The sequence below is a fragment of the Alteromonas sp. V450 genome (genome assembly GCF_001885075.1).
Classification (GTDB): domain Bacteria; phylum Pseudomonadota; class Gammaproteobacteria; order Enterobacterales; family Alteromonadaceae; genus Alteromonas.
Window position 1 is genome coordinate 2,883,129 of the sequence record NZ_MODU01000004.1, and the last position, 20,300, is coordinate 2,903,428.

Annotated in this window: 19 protein-coding genes and 1 pseudogene; 9 read left to right on the plus strand and 11 right to left on the minus strand. The window is 43.6% G+C overall.

The features are described 5' to 3' along the window. Window positions 1–91: 91 nt before the first annotated feature. The 4 genes and pseudogenes from hslU to priA all read right to left on the minus strand — a co-directional run bounded on the left by hslU (window position 92) and on the right by priA (window position 5,357). The gene (gene hslU / locus BK026_RS12530) at window positions 92–1,420 is read right to left on the minus strand and encodes an HslU--HslV peptidase ATPase subunit (RefSeq protein ID WP_071816131.1); all 1,329 of its coding nucleotides are present in this window, start codon (window positions 1,418–1,420) and stop codon (window positions 92–94) included. An 82-nt stretch (window positions 1,421–1,502) separates the two neighbouring features. Then, window positions 1,503–2,027 carry an ATP-dependent protease subunit HslV gene (gene hslV, locus BK026_RS12535; RefSeq protein ID WP_014950969.1) on the minus strand — a complete coding sequence of 175 codons (525 nt, stop codon included), beginning with the start codon at window positions 2,025–2,027 and terminating at the stop codon, window positions 1,503–1,505. A gap of 496 nt (window positions 2,028–2,523) precedes the next feature. Then, the gene (locus BK026_RS12540) at window positions 2,524–3,102 is read right to left on the minus strand and encodes an SPOR domain-containing protein (RefSeq protein ID WP_071816132.1); all 579 of its coding nucleotides are present in this window, start codon (window positions 3,100–3,102) and stop codon (window positions 2,524–2,526) included. A gap of 85 nt (window positions 3,103–3,187) precedes the next feature. Then, window positions 3,188–5,357, minus strand: a pseudogene (gene priA / locus BK026_RS12545) (primosomal protein N'). A gap of 287 nt (window positions 5,358–5,644) precedes the next feature. Here priA and rpmE point away from each other — a divergent pair. After that, window positions 5,645–5,857 (plus strand): 50S ribosomal protein L31, encoded by a 213-nt coding sequence (gene rpmE / locus BK026_RS12550; RefSeq protein WP_071816133.1) that lies wholly within the window; start codon window positions 5,645–5,647, stop codon window positions 5,855–5,857. A 64-nt stretch (window positions 5,858–5,921) separates the two neighbouring features. On the opposite strand, the gene BK026_RS12555 is transcribed toward rpmE, so the two are convergent. Further along, entirely contained in the window at window positions 5,922–6,305 is a 384-nt protein-coding gene (locus BK026_RS12555) for a hypothetical protein (protein WP_256253796.1), read from the minus strand. Window positions 6,306–6,676: 371 nt separating this feature from the next. On the opposite strand from BK026_RS12555, the gene BK026_RS12560 reads away from it, so the two are divergent. Further along, complete coding sequence (locus BK026_RS12560; protein ID WP_071816134.1) at window positions 6,677–7,915, plus strand: malic enzyme-like NAD(P)-binding protein; 1,239 nt, start codon at window positions 6,677–6,679, stop codon at window positions 7,913–7,915. Between the two features lie 78 nt (window positions 7,916–7,993). Here BK026_RS12560 and metJ read toward each other — a convergent pair whose 3' ends face one another. Further along, the gene (gene metJ, locus BK026_RS12565; RefSeq protein ID WP_071816135.1) at window positions 7,994–8,323 is read right to left on the minus strand and encodes a met regulon transcriptional regulator MetJ; all 330 of its coding nucleotides are present in this window, start codon (window positions 8,321–8,323) and stop codon (window positions 7,994–7,996) included. Window positions 8,324–8,490: 167 nt separating this feature from the next. Here metJ and metF point away from each other — a divergent pair, with 167 nt between their 5' ends. Then, the gene (metF, locus tag BK026_RS12570; protein WP_071816136.1) at window positions 8,491–9,375 is read left to right on the plus strand and encodes a methylenetetrahydrofolate reductase; all 885 of its coding nucleotides are present in this window, start codon (window positions 8,491–8,493) and stop codon (window positions 9,373–9,375) included. A gap of 232 nt (window positions 9,376–9,607) precedes the next feature. After that, window positions 9,608–10,492: a virulence factor BrkB family protein gene (locus BK026_RS12575; RefSeq protein WP_071816137.1), complete on the plus strand. Its 885-nt coding sequence runs from the start codon at window positions 9,608–9,610 to the stop codon at window positions 10,490–10,492. Window positions 10,493–10,572: 80 nt separating this feature from the next. On the opposite strand, the gene BK026_RS12580 is transcribed toward BK026_RS12575, so the two are convergent. Next, entirely contained in the window at window positions 10,573–11,211 is a 639-nt protein-coding gene (locus BK026_RS12580; RefSeq protein WP_071816138.1) for a DUF2959 domain-containing protein, read from the minus strand. Continuing rightward, entirely contained in the window at window positions 11,208–11,450 is a 243-nt protein-coding gene (locus tag BK026_RS12585) for a hypothetical protein (RefSeq protein ID WP_071816139.1), read from the minus strand. Before BK026_RS12585 ends, BK026_RS12580 begins: the two co-directional genes overlap by 4 nt. A 188-nt stretch (window positions 11,451–11,638) precedes the next feature. Between BK026_RS12585 and pip the strand changes: the two genes are divergently transcribed. From pip to BK026_RS12600, 3 genes are all read left to right on the plus strand, one after another. Then, window positions 11,639–12,616 (plus strand): prolyl aminopeptidase, encoded by a 978-nt coding sequence (pip, locus tag BK026_RS12590; protein WP_071816140.1) that lies wholly within the window; start codon window positions 11,639–11,641, stop codon window positions 12,614–12,616. Then, entirely contained in the window at window positions 12,613–13,050 is a 438-nt protein-coding gene (gene dtd, locus BK026_RS12595) for a D-aminoacyl-tRNA deacylase (RefSeq protein WP_071816141.1), read from the plus strand. The genes pip and dtd overlap by 4 nt, the downstream gene beginning before the upstream one ends. Window positions 13,051–13,134: 84 nt before the next feature. Continuing rightward, complete coding sequence (locus tag BK026_RS12600) at window positions 13,135–14,049, plus strand: bifunctional GNAT family N-acetyltransferase/hotdog fold thioesterase (protein WP_071816142.1); 915 nt, start codon at window positions 13,135–13,137, stop codon at window positions 14,047–14,049. A gap of 45 nt (window positions 14,050–14,094) precedes the next feature. On the opposite strand, the gene BK026_RS12605 is transcribed toward BK026_RS12600, so the two are convergent. Both BK026_RS12605 and rpoH read right to left on the minus strand, forming a co-directional pair. Beyond that, a protein-coding gene (locus BK026_RS12605; protein WP_143142110.1) for an IS3 family transposase occupies window positions 14,095–15,299 on the minus strand; the annotation gives its coding sequence in 2 pieces (ribosomal slippage) (window positions 14,095–14,927 and window positions 14,927–15,299; 1,206 coding nt in all). 104 nt (window positions 15,300–15,403) lie between these two features. After that, entirely contained in the window at window positions 15,404–16,258 is an 855-nt protein-coding gene (rpoH, locus tag BK026_RS12615; RefSeq protein ID WP_071816143.1) for an RNA polymerase sigma factor RpoH, read from the minus strand. A 458-nt stretch (window positions 16,259–16,716) separates the two neighbouring features. Here rpoH and BK026_RS12620 point away from each other — a divergent pair, with 458 nt between their 5' ends. Together BK026_RS12620 and BK026_RS12625 are read left to right on the plus strand one after the other, a co-directional pair. Beyond that, window positions 16,717–17,940: an EAL and HDOD domain-containing protein gene (locus tag BK026_RS12620; protein ID WP_071816144.1), complete on the plus strand. Its 1,224-nt coding sequence runs from the start codon at window positions 16,717–16,719 to the stop codon at window positions 17,938–17,940. Window positions 17,941–18,070: 130 nt separating this feature from the next. Then, the gene (locus tag BK026_RS12625) at window positions 18,071–19,306 is read left to right on the plus strand and encodes an EAL and HDOD domain-containing protein (protein WP_071816145.1); all 1,236 of its coding nucleotides are present in this window, start codon (window positions 18,071–18,073) and stop codon (window positions 19,304–19,306) included. Window positions 19,307–19,317: 11 nt separating this feature from the next. Here BK026_RS12625 and ftsX read toward each other — a convergent pair whose 3' ends face one another. Beyond that, entirely contained in the window at window positions 19,318–20,298 is a 981-nt protein-coding gene (gene ftsX / locus BK026_RS12630; protein WP_071816146.1) for a permease-like cell division protein FtsX, read from the minus strand. Between the last annotated feature and the right edge of the window lie 2 nt (window positions 20,299–20,300).

Genomic DNA, 20,300 nt, shown 5'->3' on the forward strand with positions numbered 1-20,300 from the left:
CACAACAGCAGGGTATTACCGCAGATTATTAGCTTTTCACAAAAACACCCAGCAAACCGCTGGGTGTTTCACATTGCAAAAAAGCTTAAAATTAAAGGATGAAACGCGAAAGATCTTCGTTATCCACCAGCGTTTCCAGATGGCTGTTAACGTAGTCTGCATCAATAACGAACGACTCCCCGCTTTTCTCTGAGGCGTCAAACGAGATATCTTCCATGAGGCGCTCAAGTACGGTGTGCAAACGGCGAGCCCCAATGTTTTCGGTGCGCTCGTTTACCTGCCACGCTGCTTCAGCAATGCGCTGAATGCCGGAGTCATCGAAACTAATATCCACGCCTTCTGTTTTCATTAGCGCAATGTACTGATGGGTTAACGATGCATTTGGCTCGGTAAGAATGCGCTTGAAGTCACCGACTTTAAGGGCAGATAGCTCAACGCGGATAGGAAGACGACCCTGAAGCTCTGGAATAAGGTCTGACGGCTTACTCATTTGGAATGCGCCCGAAGCGATAAACAAGATATGGTCGGTTTTAACCATGCCGTGTTTTGTTGATACCGTTGAACCTTCCACAAGTGGAAGCAGGTCACGCTGAACACCTTCGCGAGACACATCGGCCGATGAGTTACCCTCGCGCTTACAGATTTTGTCAATTTCGTCGATAAATACAATACCGTGCTGCTCAACCGACTCAATGGCTTTTTCTTTCAAATCTTCTTGATTCACAAGGCGTGCCGCCTCTTCTTCAATAAGCAGTTTGAACGCTTCTTTAATTTTCAGCTTCTTCTTTTTCTTTTGCGAGCCCGACAAGTTCTGGAACATGCCTTGAAGCTGATTAGTCATTTCTTCCATACCTGGAGGCGCCATAATTTCTACGCCCACCTGCGGCAGTGCTACATCAATTTCGATCTCTTTGTCGTCCAGCTCGCCTTGACGAAGCTTTTTGCGGAATGCTTGGCGCGTGCCGCGATCTTCAACGTTTTCTTTATTGCCCCATGCATCTTCTGGTGGAGGGAGCAAAACGTCTAAAATGCGCTCTTCCGCAGCTTCTTCTGCGCGGAATTTCACTTTTTTCATTTCGTTTTCTTTCGTCATCTTCACCGCAATATCAGCAAGATCACGAATAATCGTTTCTACTTCTTTACCTACATAGCCCACCTCAGTGAACTTTGTTGCTTCAACTTTGATGAATGGCGCATTCGCAAGTTTTGCTAAACGGCGAGCAATTTCAGTTTTACCTACACCCGTAGGGCCAATCATCAAAATATTTTTTGGTGTAACTTCTTGGCGCAGCTCAGGTTCTAGCTGCATACGACGCCAGCGATTTCGAAGTGCAATAGATACAGCGCGCTTGGCATCTTGTTGACCGATAATATGACGGTCTAACTCGTGAACAATTTCTCTTGGTGTCATTTCAGACATGAATAAACCCTTTTCTAACAGCGCTTGCCGTACTCGTATTCCTATGAGCGACAGCAAGCAGATAACAGCATTCAGCTATTACTTAGTAATCTAGTACATCAACCGTTTGGCTATGGTTAGTGAATACGCAAATATCACCCGCTATGGTCAACGCTTTTTCAGCGATTTCTTTCGCGCTCAACTCTGTATTTTCAAGAAGTGCTGTAGCTGCGGCTTGCGCGTAGTTACCACCAGAGCCAATCGCGATAAGATCCTGTTCTGGCTGCACAACATCACCGTTTCCGGTGATAATAAACGATGCGGTTTCGTCGGCTACGGCAAGCAATGCCTCCAGTTTACGAAGTGCTCTATCAGTTCGCCAGTCTTTGGCGAGCTCTACCGCCGCCTTGGTTAAATGGCCTTGATGCGCTTCAAGCTTTGCTTCAAAACGCTCAAATAGCGTAAATGCATCGGCCGTTCCACCAGCGAAGCCTGCTAAAATTTTGTCGTGGTACAAACGGCGCACTTTGCGTGCGTTACCTTTCATTACGGTGTTGCCCAGTGATACCTGTCCGTCACCAGCCATTACCACCTGATTCCCACGTCGTACTGATACAATCGTTGTCACGTTAATTCCCCGTTCTGCTGGGCGCTGCTGCGTTATAAGTATAGCCTTTGACGTAACTAAGGCAGCAACGTAATAATTCAATAACAAATAAGTGGGGGAAGGCTTTTTAATTTCAAGGGTAAAATACAATAATGTGCCCTTTACACTAACGTACGTAAAGGCTTGAGGGGCTATGCACACACCATGTCGCAGCTTTGCTTTAGATATTGGCTTCTACGTGTTTTACCGCCGAATAAAACATGTGCAATTGAATAAAGAAAGTGACAACCATTGTTACAAACCTAGGTTGCCATGAATTGGAACTTATCGCGTGATAATAGCAATTAATACCCTGTTTACGCGTAAGCCCCCCATTCCTTGAGGTTGCTGTAGGTATTACAGGAGTGCTCCCCCTGAATTTAAGGGCACTCTTTGTTGCTAGGTTACCTATATCTAAAAGCCTCATGTACTGCACTCGTCCTTACTTTTCTGTCAACGAACGATGTAGCAACAATGTCTACAAGTTCCAGTACCAGATTTGGCAAGTCGCAATGTTCACTTTGCGCAGGCTATGCTTAGCTTTTTCAGCATCTCGTTTAGACTCATAAGGACCCAAAATTACTCTGAACCAATCGCCATTGCTACCAGAGCTATGCCTTATAAGGGCTTCTAAACCTTGAAACGCAATCTTCGCTTTCATTTCTTCTGCTTGCGCGCGAGTTCTGAACGAAGCGCATTGCATAAGATACCGCTTGTCAGATTTTTCCTGTGCTTTTACGTCTACTTCAACTTCATAACCAGGCAACGTTTTAATGTATTCCCACTCTTCTTCAGGAAGCTCTGGAAGTGCCTCTTCACTCGGCGCTACTGGCCTTGCAGTTTGGACGTCGACATTTTCTTCAACATTGTCCTTAATCGACCATAGAAATACTCCGAACCCAACAACAAGCGCAAACACTCCTACTAATCGAACAACAGGTAGCTTGCCCGAAGGGGATGCGTTAGCTTGATTATTTCCAGATGGTTTATTCCCTCTAGTGGCATTTTTTTTCTTTTGGGGAGAGCGTCCACGAGAGACATAATCGCGTTGGGCCATACTAAGCAATATTCCTACTTTTTATGATTGTTTGTGAGGAGACATCATTTCACGCGTAAATGTTAACGCATTGCTTCACAACAAGCTAACTGAAATCCGTCGGATCTATATCTATTGACCAGCGAACCTTGGGCGCCTGCTTTAACGCCTGTATGAAAGGCAAAGACTGCCGCAATGCACCGTGTAAAGGTGCGCGCTTTGCGTGGCTACAGATGAGCATATAGCGAAAACGTCCCTGGCGCTTTTCTATCAAGCAAGGAAAAGGCCCAGAAATACTGACAGACTCATCATTAGCAAATATACCTTTGCAATCCTGCAAAAAGTTAAATGCCAATCGGCTTTCTGTCGCCTCTGCACGAATAACGAACTGACTAATGTATGGAGGTAACCCTGCTGCTTTTCTTTCAAGCAACGCATGTCGTGCAAAATGACCGTATCCATTATTGACTAAATCTTGTAGTAGCGGATGTTGAGGGTTGTGCGTTTGTAGCCACATTTCTCCAGGCTTACTCGCACGGCCGGCTCTTCCCGCCAATTGTGTTACAAGCTGGGCAAGCTTCTCTGACGCACGAAAATCTGCGCTAAAAAGTGCACCGTCACAATCAAGTACCGCAACCAAGGTAACATGAGGGAAATGATGCCCTTTTGAGAGAATTTGCGTACCTACGAGCAGCTGATATTCCTGTCTGTTTATCGCGTCAAGTGTATTGTTCAGCTTATCTTTTCCTCGCACAGAATCACTATCAATACGTACTTGCTTTACACCTGGAAATAGCGCGGCCAACCCTTCTTCTACTTGCTCAGTTCCCGTACCTGCAGTAACCAGTTCGTTACTACAGCAAGACTCGCACTGACGCGGTATGGCTCGCATACTGCCGCAGTGGTGGCACTGTAACCGATTCATTGTTTTATGTACGGTGTAGGGTTTATCACATCGCTGACACGTGGCAGTGTGTCCACAGTGATGGCACAGCAGTGCAGGCGCGTAACCTCTTCGATTCACAAACACCAGTACCTGATTGCCAACATCCAGATGTTGGCGCATTATCTTGAGTAACCCTTGCGAAATGCCATGGTGGAGAGGTTGATCTCTTGCGTCTAAAATGTGCTGATGTGTGCTTTGCGCCCCCCCTGCCCGTTTTGTTAGCTGTAAATGCGTATAACGTTGGCACAAGGCATTATTGAGTGTCTCAAGTGATGGTGTAGCACTTCCCAATAACAGGGGTATGTTGTGTTCTTTAGCGCGCATTGAAGCAAGATCTCTTGCGTGGTAGCGCAAGCCATCCTGCTGTTTAAAAGACTCGTCATGCTCTTCATCAACAATGATCATGCCCGGGTTCTTCAACGGCGTAAATATTGCTGATCGCGTACCGATGATAATACCTAATTCGCCTGCACTTGCGCGTTGCCACACGCGAAATCGAGCCTTGTCGGAAAGCTGAGAATGCAACACCCCCACCTCAATTGCAAAGCGCGTTTCGAAGCGAGACACTGTTTGAGGCGTAAGGCCAATCTCAGGTACCAAGATAAGAATTTGCTTGAAGGTACACTTCCGTTTTGCCGCTTCCGGTCACGCCCTCTAGCAAGCTGACGGCAAAGCCGCCGTGCTGCCGGTTTATAGTGGCTATAGCAATTGCTTGCTCGGTATCAGGGACTGGTTTATCGCCTATGGTCAGCGTTGATAACCAGCCAGATTCTGAAAACTCGGGAGCATCCGCACGTATGTAGGCTAACCCTTTTTCTTGAAGCGCCTTTACCGCGGGGGCACCATAAAGTTTACGCGCGTTTGACGCAATCAAGGACGTTGACAACAGTGCGATAAAGCATGCTTGTTGCTTAGGTGCTCTAGCAAGGTCTGCCTCATGGGCCGCTTGTCCCTTCTCAGTAAGCGCCAACACGTCTTCCTTTATTGGCTGGGCCGATTCACCTTTTCTCAATAAAACAGGAAGCATCGCATGCACAACTTCACCGGGTGCATGATGATAGTATTGCCACAACCATTTGGCCATTTTCAAAAGACTGTTATCTAATACCGGAGAAGTATCTAATACATCGACAATCGATTTTAACTTTAACCTTTGTTCCGCTGTCATATTGAGTGTTGATTCTGACGCCTGACCGTCTATCACAACACCAACAAGCTGCCTTGGCCCAAACGGCACAGTTACCCTCACCCCAGCCATTAATGGCGTTGGGTGGGTGTAGGTAAAAAGCTGTCTTAGTGGTGCAGGAACAGCAACAAGAATCAGGGTCATGAATTCATATCTCTTCGCAACTCGGTGGCAAAATAATGTGTGTTTTTGCTATGATAATTAAAACCTCACTGTAATCACACCTTTCATGCTTACCCTTGTAGGTTAATCAGCATTTTGCGCGTTCTGTGTACACAAAGCGCTTGATCGCCGGGCACGCATACATTATTATGCGCCGCTCTTTTGCGATAGGTTGTTATTTAAACCACTTATCATTTGAATATTAAGTAACGTATGGTGTGCAACTTCGGGTTGTATAGCGATACGGCCTTATAATGTGAGGTAATCCCATGAAACAAGGTATCCACCCTGATTACGCTGAAATTACAGCAACGTGCTCTTGCGGCAACGTAATGAAGATCCGCTCTACTATGGGTAAAGACATCAACCTAGACGTATGTTCTTCATGCCACCCATTCTACACTGGTAAGCAACGTAACGTTGACACTGGTGGTCGTGTTGACCGCTTCAAGAAGCGTTTTGGTGCGTTGGGTAAAAAGTAAGCCTGATATCATCAAAAACGAAAAAAGCGCCTATATGGCGCTTTTTTTGGTTCTAAAGCCATAATCAATGCCTTACAACACGTACACTATCAAAGTGCCTTTCCCAATCGCCTTTGCTTTGTTTTTTACACGCTTCTTCGCTGGTAAAAGAAATCGATTGAGGTATCGCTTTAATACTTTCAACTGCAATATTCACTTTATTTATGAAGTCTATATTCCATTTATTTGTACTAGCGTTCAATTTATCCGACTCACGACTAAATACCGCAATAACTTCTGGTGAACGCCAGTGACCAAAATGTGTTAGCCATATAAACCCGACATCATCGTTTTTGGCTTCTTCACATACTTCTGTTAACACTTCGATAAGCCTTCGCTCGGTCAATAGCAATTCCTCTTCATAATTTGCATCGCATCGAAATTCATTCAGTTGATTTTGCGCTAACATTAAATCAAATACACAATTCGTATGTATGAAATAAAACTCATCATTTTAATGAATGACAATTATAGCGTTTATTTACTGGTCTAATCAGCACTGCTCACCTACATTGAATACTAAAGATTCTGATCAGATATGTACACGATGATAGGCTGTGATAGAGTTACAATCAGTAAGTTAATAGCCACTATCACTTTTATGAATAATACTGATTTTTCAGAAGCACTTTGCAGCAAGTGGTACAAATTTAACACACAACAGCAGCGTTTAAGCCAGTAATTTGCGTTAATTAAGACTCAAAAATAAAAGCAACAAGATGCAGATGCGTGGCACAAACAGCAAACCAATGAACCCTACTTCAAAGGATACGATATTTCATGTCAGACTTTAGACAACGCGCACTCGACTATCACGCTAAGCCTACTCCAGGAAAAATCCGCGTTGAACTTTCTACGCCAGCTGACAGTGTGGATGACCTTGCACTTGCCTACAGCCCAGGAGTTGCTGAACCCGTAAGAGAAATTGCCGAAGACCCAGATAATGCATATAAATATACCGCCAAAGGCAATATGGTTGCTGTTATCAGTAATGGTACTGCAATATTAGGGCTTGGTAATCTAGGCCCCTTGGCATCTAAACCTGTGATGGAAGGGAAGGCACTTTTATTTAAGCGCTTTGCTGGATTAGACGCGATAGACATAGAGGTCAAACATAGAACGACAGAGGAATTTATTAATACTGTCGCAAATATAGCGGATACATTTGGCGGCATTAATCTTGAAGATATTAAAGCGCCAGAGTGTTTTGAAATAGAACAAGAGTTGATTAAGCGCTGCAGCATTCCGGTTTTTCATGATGACCAGCACGGCACGGCCATTGTTACCGCGGCGGGTATGCTAAATGCGTTAGAAATTCAGGGAAAAAACATCGAAAGCGCGAAAATAGTTTGCATGGGAGCGGGTGCAGCAGCGGTAGCTTGCATGGAGTTACTTATAAAATGCGGTGCGCAACGCGAAAGAATATACATGCTAGATAGAAAAGGGGTTATTCATACTCGTCGCGATGATTTGACCGAACACAAAAAGCTGTTTGCTAATAATACAGATAAACGCACACTAGAAGATGTTATGGAAGGTGCGGATATTTTTGTAGGTGTGTCTGGTCCAGATTTACTTCCGCCAGAAACATTGGCCTTAATGGCCGATAACCCTATTGTTTTTGCTTGCTCAAACCCCGACCCTGAGATTAAACCAGAGCTTGCGCATGAGGTACGAAAAGATTTAATTATGGCGACAGGCCGCTCAGATTACCCTAATCAAGTCAACAATGTATTGTGTTTCCCCTTTATTTTCCGCGGGGCGTTAGACGTACGGGCGACCGCTATTAATGATGAGATGAAAGTGGCAGCTGTTGAAGCGTTGCGTGCAATTACGAAAGAAGAGGTGCCCGCAGAAGTACTGGCCGCGAGTAAGAGTGACAGCTTATGCTTCGGCAAAGATTACATCATTCCGAAACCAATGGATCCTCGTTTGTGTGAACGTATAGCTAGCGCTGTATCAAAAGCGGCAATAGCGTCTGGAGTAGCCCGTATACCGGAGTCACCAGAACCGCAATAAACTTCATTAATTACGGTGGAAAAGGGCGCGTTTTAATACCTTAATTCGCGCCCTTTTTTTGACAGAATTTAATGATTGCTATTCGTCACTCACGTCATTTTCAAAGCTAGGATCAATGCCCATTTCTTCCATTATGCGTCGCGCTTCAGCAGGCACACGATTAGGATTGTCTTTGCGAAGGTCATCATCGTTTGGCAAAGGCTGTCCGGTAAACGCATGTAAAAAAGCTTCGCATAACAATTCTGAATTGGTTGCGTGACGCAGGTTATTTATTTGGCGACGAGTACGCTCATCTGTTAATGCCTTCAACACGTTAATTGGGATAGAAACCGTGACCTTTTTAACTTGCTCACTTTTTTTACCATGCTCCGCGTAGGGGTGTATGTATTTACCGTTCCATTCTGCCATTTTGCTAACTCGGTCTACTCTTATTTATGTTATGACTGGAAATTCTAAACAAGTTGACGAAAAGGTCAATTGAGCAGTGTAAACCTCTTGACGTCTAGACATATATTATTTAATTTAGACGTCTAAACGTCTATAAAGACATTACCTCATCAGAGTAGAGAAAAAACATGGTTTCATACGCACAAGGTATCGACGCTTTAAATCAGTCCCTATCGGAACTGCGTGATATAGATGTCTCTTTTGAATTCTTTCCACCAAAATCTGAAGCAATGGAAAAAACGCTTTGGAAATCGGTTGAGCGTCTTGCACCTTTGAAACCAAGTTATATGTCGGTCACCTACGGTGCCAATAGCGGAGAGCGAGATAGAACGCACGACGTTGTAAAACGCATTCAGCAACAAACTGGTGTAGCGGCAGTGCCTCATCTTACATGCGTAGACGCTAGCCGCGAGGAGTTGAAGCAAATAGCGCAAGACTACTGGGATTCTGGCATTCGTCGTATTGTCGCGTTACGCGGCGATTTACCACAAGGCGTTGATAAAACCGAGATGTATGCCTCTGACTTAGTGACATTGCTCAAAGACGTTGCCGACTTTGATATTTCGGTAGCAGCTTATCCAGAAAAGCACCCAGAAGCACCAAACGCACAGTTCGATTTACTTAACTTAAAAAGAAAAGCAGAAGCTGGCGCAACAGAAGCAATTACGCAGTTTTTCTTTGATACCAGTGTTTATTTACGCTTCAGAGATCGCGCGGCAGCTGCAGGCGTTGATTTAGATATTGTGCCAGGCATACTACCTGTCACTAATTACCAAACGCTAGTGAAATTTGCGGGTTTTACCAACGTTCATGTACCTGGCTGGTTGCATAAAATGTTTGATGGTTTAGACGAAGACGACCAAGCGACACGTAACCTTATTGGCGCCAATATTGCGATGGATCAGGTAAAAGTACTGGCCAAAGAGGGCGTTAAGCATTTTCATTTTTATACCCTTAACCGCTGTGAGCTGAGCTACGCTATATGTCACATGTTAGGCGTTAAAGGCAATTAACAATAATTTGCTGCTTATCCATCTGACTCACCGGTAACGTTCGCCGGTGTTTGCAGACAGCGTGCCAATGGCGACGAGTCGTTAGCACAGTTGATCATTATTCTTTGCTTAGTCTAATAAGCCCAGTTACCATTTCTTAAATAATTTTTTCTACTGCACGTGGTAACAATGGTACCCTCCAATGTTCAAATCGATAAGCATTAGTCAACGTGGATTCAACGGGAGTGATCAGGTGAATTTAGAAAAGGCAAAGGTTATTTATCACAACGTAGCCCCTCAGCTTCGTGACCTTTTCAATATTTTTATTAAGCGCTGCCGCGAAGATACCATCACTATTTCGGCAGGTCACCTTGCTTACGTTACTCTGCTGTCTCTCGTTCCTTTTATTATGGTGACCTTCACTATAATGTCAGCGTTTCCAGCATTTGCATCGGTTAGAAGCAAACTCGAACATTTTATTTTTAATAATTTTGTACCGACAGCAAGTGACGTTGTACACAAGTACATGTCTGACTTTGTTAGTAACGCATCACAGATGAGCGCTATCGGCATTTTGTCTCTACTGGTAGTTGCGCTTCTGCTTATCTCTAACGTTGACAAAACGCTTAACCGTATTTGGCGGACGCAAAGCGACCGTCCCATTGTTTATACCTTTGCTATTTATTGGATGGTTATCACACTGGGCCCTATGCTGATGGGTTCCAGTGTGGTAGTAAGTTCATATCTAACTGGCTTGGCAGCATTTACAGAAGAATATACGCCGGGACTTGGAACATTTTTATTGAGCTTAGTACCAAGTGGGGCCGCAATGCTCGCGTTTACCATTTTATATATGGTAGTCCCCAACCGCCGTGTTTATGCGCGTCACGCCCTGGCAGGTGCGTTAGTTGCTACTATTGCATTTGAGATAACTAAATCTGGTTTTGCCTTATATGTAACAAACTTTCCCTCATACGAACTGATATATGGTGCACTTGCTGTAATACCCATCTTGTTTTTCTGGGTCTACCTGTCTTGGATAATCGTATTATTCGGCGCTGAATTTACCTGCAGCTTAGGTGAAGCTTTTGAGAACAAAAAAGCAGAAAACGAACCACGCAAGGTACCGAAAGAATAAAGTATCAGAAGAAAAAAGAATCTAAAGATTAAGGCATACAAAAAAGGGAGCCAACGGCTCCCTTTGTGCGTGTCTCGCCGCTAATTTTTCATTGAAGCAATAAAAGCGTCTGACTCGGCAATGGCCGAATTCATCTGACGAATAAGTTGAGCCACGTTTGTTTCAATTGTGGATAATTCACCCTGCAGTGCCCCTATCGCACTGGCGTTTAAATTATGCTTGAGATACAGCACATTGTCTTGTAGTGCATTTAATACGGGCGGCATTTTACTCTCTGCCTTACGCATCGCTTTCATAAGAGAGGTATATCTTTGTTGCGTTACTCGTAATTTTGCGGCGCTGTCGCGTTTAAGCTTAGCGTTTTGATATTTATCAAGCTCTTCTTGCCACTCGTCGAATAAGGCTTCAGCGACCCCCTCTACTTTATTTATACGCGCGGTTACTTCTTCAGAAGCAGCCACGCTGTCTTCGTACTGCCCATTAAGACGGTCATAAACGTCTTCTAGCTCTCCGCCATCGAACGCCACTGCTGCGCTGAAAGCTTCAAGTGCTGAGCTAAATTGCTCTTGCGCATCTTCTTGCGACTCTTTTGCATTCTCCACTCTATCAACTAGGATATCGCGTTTCTCAACGCCCACTTTCTCCCACGCTGCATAATATGCAGATTGGCATCCGGAAAGCGCGAGCATCGCAATGAATGCTGATGCGATTAATTTCATGCTGTTACTCCACCTCTATAGCGCGCTGCACTAATAATACAAATCAGATGTAAGATAACCCCTAAAGGCCAGAATACAATAGCTAGAATGACTGTAGCCGCTAGTGCATAACAAACGCCAACCGCGACAAAATAAAACAACGCACCTAAAATTCTCCCTTGCACCAAGTGCCCGAGTCCCGGAAAAAAACAATTACAAATAGCGGCAATTACGTTACCGCCCGATCCTTGACCTGCCATATAAACATCCTCGCATTTATGACTATAATATGATTAGCTAGCACGTAATGACACTTGTTCTATAGTATAAACATGCAACTGTTTTGCTTGTTTTTAGAACATAAATAGCGTTGAAACCGTCAACACGCCTAAGTTTTATAACAACAAATTAAACCAAAACAGACACTCACACAACGCGCAGAAACAAAATGAAACGACTTTACCCAGACGTGACCTGCTATAGAAACGGATTTATTGAAGTCGGAAACGGTCATGCACTTTATTATGAGCAAAGCGGCAATCCCGACGGTATTCCCGTACTGTTCATACATGGCGGGCCGGGCGCCGGTCTTCCCTCAAACTACAAATGTTTTTTCGATAGCAATAAGTATCATATTATTGGCTATGAACAACGAGGGTGCGGTCGCTCAAAGCCGCTAGCTGACATTGCTAATAACGACACGTGGCTAAACGTTGATGATATAGAGACACTGCGTGAGCATCTTGGAATCAATAAATTTTTGCTTTTTGGCGGCTCATGGGGCTCTACGCTGGCACTAGTATATGCGTTACAACACCCTTCCCGAGTTAGCGGATTAATCCTACGCGGCGTATTTCTTGCTCGCCAAGAAGATAGAGAGTGGTTTCTCTCACCTCACGGTTGTGCAGCGCAGCTCTTTCCAGAGTACTATCAAAAATTTGTCAAAGGCGTGCCGAGTCCGGTCACTGCCAACTCCGTATGTGACTATTACACTAAAATGGTTCGTTCAACGAACGAGTTACAGCGTCATGGCGCATTAAAACGATGGTATCAGTGGGAAGAACGCTTATCGCGCTTAACTCTACCTCCTGGTATCGGCGATTGTACAACGAACTACCCTATGCATTTGGTCACATGCCTTGCAACATTAGAGTGCCATTTTCTGTCTAATAAGTGCTTTTTAGAAGAAAACTATATCCTTGAAAATATTCAAAAAATCAGCCATATTCCAGGCACTATAATCCATGGTCGCTACGATATGATTTGTAAAACAGAAGCCGCTGAGGCGTTACATAAACAATGGCCCCAAAGCCAACTTCAAATCATTCCAGATGCGGGCCATAGTACATCTGAACCCAGTATAGGTTATGCCCTATGTAGGGCGACACGCGATATGTCTCGCTTTCTTCAGGAGTGTTCATCGTGATTGCAGTTATACAACGTGTTATTAATGCAAACGTGAGTATTAAAGGCGAAATTGTAGGCGAAATAGGCAAGGGCATGCTGGTACTTTTAGGCGTTGAAAAAAACGATGGCGACGCTGAAATTGAAAAACTGGCAAACAAACTATGCCGCTACCGAATTTTCAATGATGAAAACGGGAAAATGAATCTCAATATAGAGCAAGTGGGTGGTGATATGTTAGTGGTATCACAGTTTACGTTGGTGGCGGATACACAAAAGGGTAATCGCCCTGGTTTTTCTCATGGTGCAAGCCCTGAACACGGTGAAGCGATTTATCAGAAATTCGTAGCGGCACTTAAAAAGAAAGACGTAAACGTGGCGACAGGCAGATTTGGTGCTGACATGCAAGTAGGTCTAATAAACGACGGTCCGGTGACGTTTCAATTTCAGGTGTAGAATTCGCAAAGCAGAATTAAACTTGTGCCCTCATTATAGTTACGTTTAAATACCCATTCACTTTTTAAGAAAGGCTGGAACATTGTGTACAAGGTAGTCACACCAAAAAGCGATGCCGAATTTGAAGCTTATTTCCATTTTCGATGGCAGTACCTCCGCCAGCCTTGGAATTTTCCACCGGGATCTGAAAAGGACGAATACGAGCAGGTCGCTGAGCACCGTATGGTCACTAATCGCAAGGGCGAAATAGTTGCCTGTGGCAGAGTGCATTTAAATACTGCTGAAGAGGCACAAATTAGGCACATTGCGGTTCATGCTGAACATCAGCGAAAAGGGTTAGGCCAAATGATAATGGCGGCGCTAGAAAATGTCGCTAAAGATTTAGGTGCCGAACGTGCAGTCACAAATAGTCGCGAAATTTCAATCGACTTCTTTAGTGCGTGTGGCTTTGAAATTGAGCGAGAAGCACCCAACGAATTAGGCATGCTGAAGCGCCAACAGATGGTGAAGAAGTTCACCGAAAGTAACACGCTTGTTTTACATCCTAAGTGGTGTAAAGCCCTACAAGATACATGGACCGAAACCATCCCTATTACTGAGCATATGGGGATAAAGTTATACCAGTACACTGGTCGCACGCTTGAAACCCGCGCCTCATTAAACAAAAATATCAATATACACGGCAGCATGTTCGCCGGAAGTATTTTTTCTCTTGCAACACTTACTGGCTGGGGCATGATTTACCTTCAGTTGAGAGAACGGGGATTAGATGGAGATATTGTTTTGGGAGATGGTGATATCCATTACCATAAACCAATTACGATGAAGCCAAGAGCGCTATGCAACATCGAAACCTTATCGGGTAAGTTCTCACCGCTCGAGCAGGACAAAAAAGCACGTTTCGAATTAAGCGTTGCTATCCTAGACGGCGATACACCTGTTGCAGAGTTTGAGGGCGTGTTCTACGTACTTCCCCCAACTAAACGCGAAGAAGCGTAATACTAAACCATGACTAGTCCTGAAATAGGTTGACACTTATTTCGGTTAAAACGCCCGATGTATTTCATCGGGCGTTTTGTATTTAAGGGCCTGATGTGGCCGCCTACCATTATAGATTGCTATTGACTCTGCAACCATCTTTCTCGCTTCTTCTAAATCTCGTGGCTTATGGAGTAAGTATTCATTTTTAAGAATACCGTTTATTCGCTCTGCAAGGGCGTTTTGATAGCAGTCGTAGCCATCTGTCATCGAGCACTGTACATCATGTTTTCTATGGAGTTTTTGATACTCTTCTGAACAATACTGTATACCTCTGTCTGAGTGATGCACGAGCTTTTCTTTTGTACTTTTTTGTTTAAGCGCTCGAGTAAATGCTTGCTTTACTGACTGCGTTCGCATGTTATCGTCAACCTGATAGCCCACAATCTTCCGCGAATAAGCATCTGTAATGAGACTTACATAACTCTCTCCACTTCGCGTCGGTAAGTACGTGATATCCGCTACCCAAAGCTGATTGGGCTTCTCTGCTTTGAAACCCGCTTTAATGAGATTAGGGTGACGACGGAACCGATGATGGCTGTTGGTTGTTTTGTGATACGCGCGCTTTGTCGGCACCAATAGCCGCTTTTCTCTCAGTAAATTAAAGAGATGGTCTCTCCCGATATCCATTTTTTCGAGCGCAAGCAGATACTGTAGTTTCCGAGTGCCGATGCGAGGTTGCATCATTCGCTCCTGACGGACGAACTGAATGACTTGACCTTCAAGCGCTTCGCGCTTGAGTGAGCGAGCGCAGTATTGGTAGTAAGCCTGACGAGAAATCTTCAGGTAACGACAGGCTTTGGCAACGGACACTCCGCCTATCACTTTTTCTTGGATGACTTTCTTTTGCGCTTTTTTACAACGCTTACTCCATAGTCACTTTCAAGGACATTTACAACGGCTTCAAAGAAATCAGCTTTCATTTTTGTATCAGCAAGCTCTTTCTCTAGCGCTTTAATTCGCTGTTCGGGGGTGAGTTCTGCTTTGGGTTTATCCACGACGTGGCCTCGCGTTAGAAACTTCGGTGTTCCATCCGTCCAATCTAAACGACCGTGCTTACGAAGCCAAACTAAAACAGTTGAGCAACCTTGTATTCCGTAGTGATCTTGAGCCTGCCTGTAGGTGAACTCGCCTTTTTCAACTTGGTCTACAACAGCCAATTTAAAAGCGAGGGAATAATCACGTTGAGTTCTTCTGCTATTTGATTTCATTACACTCTCCAAAATAAGTTTGAAAAGTGTCAACGCTATTTAGGATGGGTCACCACATAGAAAAAAAGCGCCTTATAGGCGCTTTTTTTGAATCTAAGGCAGTGCTAGGCAATCATAGCCGCTTGCAGCTTTTTCATCGCGTTCTTTTCGATCTGACGAACACGCTCTGCTGAGACTTGATACTTATCAGCCAAGTCTTGCAAAGTGATCTTGTTGTCAGCTAACCAACGCGTTTCAATTATATCTTGACTGCGTTCATCTAACGTCTTTATTGCTGAATACAGGCGCTTACTCGCCGCCGTATCCCAATCATTGTTAATGACATCTGTTTCGACATCTGAAGACTTATCTTCAAGGTATTGAACCGGTGCAAAATTGCCTGTTTCGTCTTCATCGGCAGTCAAATCAAATGCTTGGTCCTGCGAACTCATACGGGCTTCCATCTGAAGCACCTCTTTTGTGCTCACACCCAATTCGTTAGCCACCGTTTGCACTTCATCATGGGTAAACCAACCAAGACGCTTTTTGGCCTTACGCAGATTAAAGAAAAGTTTACGCTGCGCTTTTGTTGTAGCAACTTTAACTATACGCCAATTCTTTAGCACGAACTCGTGTATTTCGGCTTTGATCCAATGCACTGCGAAAGAAACTAAGCGAACCCCTACTGTAGGGTCAAAACGCTTTACCGCTTTCATCAGACCAATGTTGCCTTCTTGAATTAAATCAGCTTGTGGAAGACCATATCCTGAGTAAGACTTTGCAATGTGCACAACAAAGCGAAGGTGTGACATTACCAGCTTTCTAGCGGCCTGTAAGTCTTCGTCTTCGCGAAGGCGCACTGCCAACTCACGCTCTTCCTCAGCGCTAAGCATATCAATGCTGCTTACAGCTTGAATGTAGCCTTCGATGCTACCGCTGTGTGGCACTGACAGGGCCATCGATTGCAAATTATTGCTCATTATTCACCTCTTTAATTACGACTTCATGTTATCAAATTAACACAAGCCGCGCGAGACCAAATTAAGATGTTAGGAACCAACCAATATGTAGGTATAGTGACATTTTCCACAATATCAAGACTACAGCAAATAAAAAAAGTTCAAATTCTTACGTAGCTGTAGCATAACGCTGAAATGCCAATACCCAAAATAATAACGTAAAAGTTTACACCAACTGTCGATTGTTGGCCTCCAACTAATCGCACAGAGATGAAGCTTAGCGCTTATCCACTCTCTATTCGTGATATAGCGTAACTTTATACCTTGCTTTTGTGACAGAAAACTGAAATATATAGATTAAATCAATCGATTTTTGCATTACATCTTTCAACTTTTAATTTTACCCTACAACGTGAAAGTTCGGCCTAGACAAAAAGTTAAGAAGTAAAGCAAAGGAATGCGTAGCAATGAGGTCATAAATGTTTGCTTATGTCGCACGACAACCTATTTTTGATATAAATAAGAGCGTTTATGCTTACGAATTACTCTTCAGAGCTGGTGAAGAAAACTGCTTTCCAAACATTCCTCCTGATGAAGCAACGTCCAAAATCCTGACCTCTACACACCTAAGTCTTGGCATTGATGAGATAACGGGCGATAAGAAAGCCTTCATAAACTTTCATCGTGATACATTGATGTTTCGATTTCCCACTTCACTTGATGCGTCTAAAGTCATTATTGAAATCGTAGAAACTGTAGACGTAGATGACGCACTAGTCGCCGCGTGCAAACATATTCGTGGTCTTGGCTACCCCATCGCACTTGATGATTACGACATGAACGGCAAGTGGGAGGCATTCATACCTTTTACCAGTGTTGTAAAAATTGACATAACCGAAATTCCACACGAAAAAATCCCTGCGTTGGTTGAACGATTCAAGTCTTACAAAATAAAGCTCGTCGCTGAGAAGATAGAAACGCATGCTGAATTCACTAAGTTTAAAGAGATGGGGTTCGACTTTTTCCAAGGTTACTTCTTAGCTAAACCAGAAATTGTAAGGCATAGAAAGCTAGGCCCTAGCCAGCTAACAATGTTGCAGTTGCTAAGTCTCAGTAACCAACCCAAATTGAATTATGACGAGGTCAATAAGATTATTGAGCGCGATCCTTCGTTAACCTACTTACTTTTGCGATTTATCAATAACCCAATGGTAAACAAACGCAACAAGATAACCTCACTCAAACATGCCTTGGCGTTTATGGGAGAAATAGAGGTAAAAAAATTTATTTCGCTACTCGCGCTAGCTAATTTAAGTGAGAATAAGCCAACTGAAATTATGCAAATGGCCTTAGTAAGAGCTAAGTTTTGCGAGCTTGTTTACAGTCAACTGTATGCAGATAAAGATCCTTTAACCGGTTTTCTCACCGGGCTCTTATCCTTGCTTGATGCAATGATGGAACAAAATATCGACGAGCTTGTACGCAAAGTACCCATTAGCGATGAAGTAAAAAATGCATTATGCGGTGTACCAAGCGCACTTCGGCACTGTTTAACGCTTTCGCAATTTTTTGAACGCGCAAAATGGACTGGTGTGCGAGCATTTGCCGTTAAATATAATGTGAAACAAAACCTGCTCCATAGTTATTACAGCGACGCTATGAAATGGGCAATGCAAGTTCATAATGCCGCGCTAGAAAGTTAAGACAAAGATGGATAAGGCTCGAAGAGCAGTAATTTTTTTAGGAAAAGTTGTTAGATTGCTTTTAGTTATCATAAACTACAATATCAGACTTAAAATCAGATACTCATTTTTGTGGTAACGGGAAGGTCCTATGTTCGCGTTTATTGCTCGCCAACCTATTTTAGATAAAAGCAAAAGCGTATTTGCTTATGAATTGCTTTTCAGAGACGGCAAATCCGGTGCCTTTCCTGAACACAGTGAGCAAAAATCAAAATTTATAAACGAACACTTTCATCCTTTAGGTCTTGATGACATCAGTGGCGAAAAAGCGTCGTTTATAACTTTTTCTACCGACACACTCGTTTCTCGTTTCCCTACATCACTCAACCCTGAATCTGTAGTGGTAGAGTTGGCAGATCCGGCCGATACAACGAGCGGGTTATTTGAAGCGTGCCAGCATATTAAACAGATGGGATTCAAACTGGCTATCGACGACCCTATGATGGTAGGCATCAAGCACAGTATTTTTCCCTTGATTGATATTGTAAAAGTTGATGTGTCAAAAACACGCTTTGAAACAATTGAAAAGCATATACCACAATATCACGATGCGAGCGTTCAGCTTGTCGCTGAACAGGTTAATACACAAGACAACTTTTCTACTTGTGTTGAGCTGGGATTTGACCTTTTTCAGGGGTACTTTTTCTCTCAACCAGAAGCCCGAATATTGCGACAGCTCCCTGCGTCCAAAATGAACATTGTCGACTTAATGGGTGAGAGTTCTAGTAGTCAGTTCGATATTAATCGTATCAGCCAAATTATTGAGCGCGATGCTACGCTAAGCTTTTTGCTGCTTAAATTTATCAACAACCCAATGATAAACAAACGCTTTAAAATCACATCATTAAAGCATGCACTCAATTACATGGGCGAAGTGGAAATAAAGAAATTTATTGCGCTTCTCAGCCTGACTAACCTCGGTGACGAAAAGCCGTTAGAAATAATTCATATGTCACTTGTGCGAGCAAAATTTTTCGATTTATTGGCGGAAAAAAGAGGGATTAAAAACAATCCTCCTATCGCTTTTTTAGTCGGCCTGTTTTCTTTACTTGAAGGTTTACTTGATCAATCAATGACGGATATTGTTAATCAGTTGCCGTTATCTGATGAAGTCAATGAGGCCTTGTTGGGCAAAAATTTGGAAATAAACAATTACATGACATTGGTTCGCGCGTTTGAAAGCGCGTTATGGATGAATGTAATCAAGCAAGCTAAATTGCTTAACACCGACCAGAAACAACTTCACATGCTCTACAACCAAGCAATCGTTTGGGGCAATGGTGTGCGAAGCGCGATATCACACCACTACCCAAAAGCGACGGCTTAACATTGCTGTCGCTAGCTGGGCTCAATTTGTCTTACATGACGTTGCACTGAAATTAATGACCCCAACAGACCTAGTAGTATCGACAACCCCAACATGATTAGCAGTGCGCTACCAGTTAACCCCGTTATATTGAAGTCTTTTTGATACATTGCGGCAAAATTACTGATACTGGAGTCCATCCACCACAATATTAGGATAACGGCAAACCACGCTATCAGGCCACCTAACAATCCAAACCAGAAACCGGTGTATAGGAAAGGGCGATGGATAAAAGCATCGGTTGCACCTACTAGCTTCATTACCACTATTTCATCGTATTTATTCAATATGTTTAATCGGATCGTGTTACCAATTATGAGCACGACAGCGATAAAAAGCAGTAAGCCAATAAGTGTAACAAGGTCTTGCGCAATACTTATGACCGCATATAAGCGTTCCAACCACTCAATGTCTAGCTTGCCGATATCAACCTCTCGCTGTTGGCGAAGTCTATCAAGTAGGGCTTTAGCAGCCGTAGGTGACGCATGTTTTTCTACTGGCGTTACTAAAACCACGTCGGGTAATGGATTTTTTTCTAAGTAAGCTATGGCATCGCCCAGCCCTGACAACAACTGAAATTCCTTTAGCGCCTCATCAGCAGGTATGTAGACTACCTTATCTATCTCTTGCCACGTATTAAGCCTGGCAACGAGCTGTTGCGAGCTAGCGGCATCAATATTAGGTTTAAGAAACAGTGAAATCTCTGACGCTTGGTCCCAACCCGCGGTAATCTTTTCTGTATTTTTTACCATTATATAGAGCGTGCTTGGTAAAGTGATGCTCAACCCAAGAACACCGATTGTCATCAGTGACGCGATGGGCTGACGCCATAACTCTCCTAAGCTTGCAAGTGCTTGCCTAACGTGACTAACGAAGAACATAAATATGAGCTGTAGAGCACCAATTTTTGCCGACATTGCGCCTCGTTTTCGGCCTTGAAATAAGATACTCATGA

Coding starts and splice junctions, on each gene's coding strand:
- BK026_RS12540 (WP_071816132.1), bottom strand. CDS start 3,102: ATGGCCCAACGCGATTATGTCTCTCGTGGACGCTCTCCCCAAAAGAAA.
- rpmE (WP_071816133.1), top strand. CDS start 5,645: ATGAAACAAGGTATCCACCCTGATTACGCTGAAATTACAGCAACGTGC.
- metF (WP_071816136.1), top strand. CDS start 8,491: ATGGTTTCATACGCACAAGGTATCGACGCTTTAAATCAGTCCCTATCG.
- BK026_RS12555 (WP_256253796.1), bottom strand. CDS start 6,305: ATGTTAGCGCAAAATCAACTGAATGAATTTCGATGCGATGCAAATTAT.
- BK026_RS12585 (WP_071816139.1), bottom strand. CDS start 11,450: ATGGCAGGTCAAGGATCGGGCGGTAACGTAATTGCCGCTATTTGTAAT.
- BK026_RS12625 (WP_071816145.1), top strand. CDS start 18,071: ATGTTCGCGTTTATTGCTCGCCAACCTATTTTAGATAAAAGCAAAAGC.
- metJ (WP_071816135.1), bottom strand. CDS start 8,323: ATGGCAGAATGGAACGGTAAATACATACACCCCTACGCGGAGCATGGT.
- ftsX (WP_071816146.1), bottom strand. CDS start 20,298: ATGAGTATCTTATTTCAAGGCCGAAAACGAGGCGCAATGTCGGCAAAA.
- BK026_RS12620 (WP_071816144.1), top strand. CDS start 16,717: ATGTTTGCTTATGTCGCACGACAACCTATTTTTGATATAAATAAGAGC.
- rpoH (WP_071816143.1), bottom strand. CDS start 16,258: ATGAGCAATAATTTGCAATCGATGGCCCTGTCAGTGCCACACAGCGGT.
- hslU (WP_071816131.1), bottom strand. CDS start 1,420: ATGTCTGAAATGACACCAAGAGAAATTGTTCACGAGTTAGACCGTCAT.
- pip (WP_071816140.1), top strand. CDS start 11,639: ATGAAACGACTTTACCCAGACGTGACCTGCTATAGAAACGGATTTATT.
- BK026_RS12580 (WP_071816138.1), bottom strand. CDS start 11,211: ATGAAATTAATCGCATCAGCATTCATTGCGATGCTCGCGCTTTCCGGA.
- BK026_RS12560 (WP_071816134.1), top strand. CDS start 6,677: ATGTCAGACTTTAGACAACGCGCACTCGACTATCACGCTAAGCCTACT.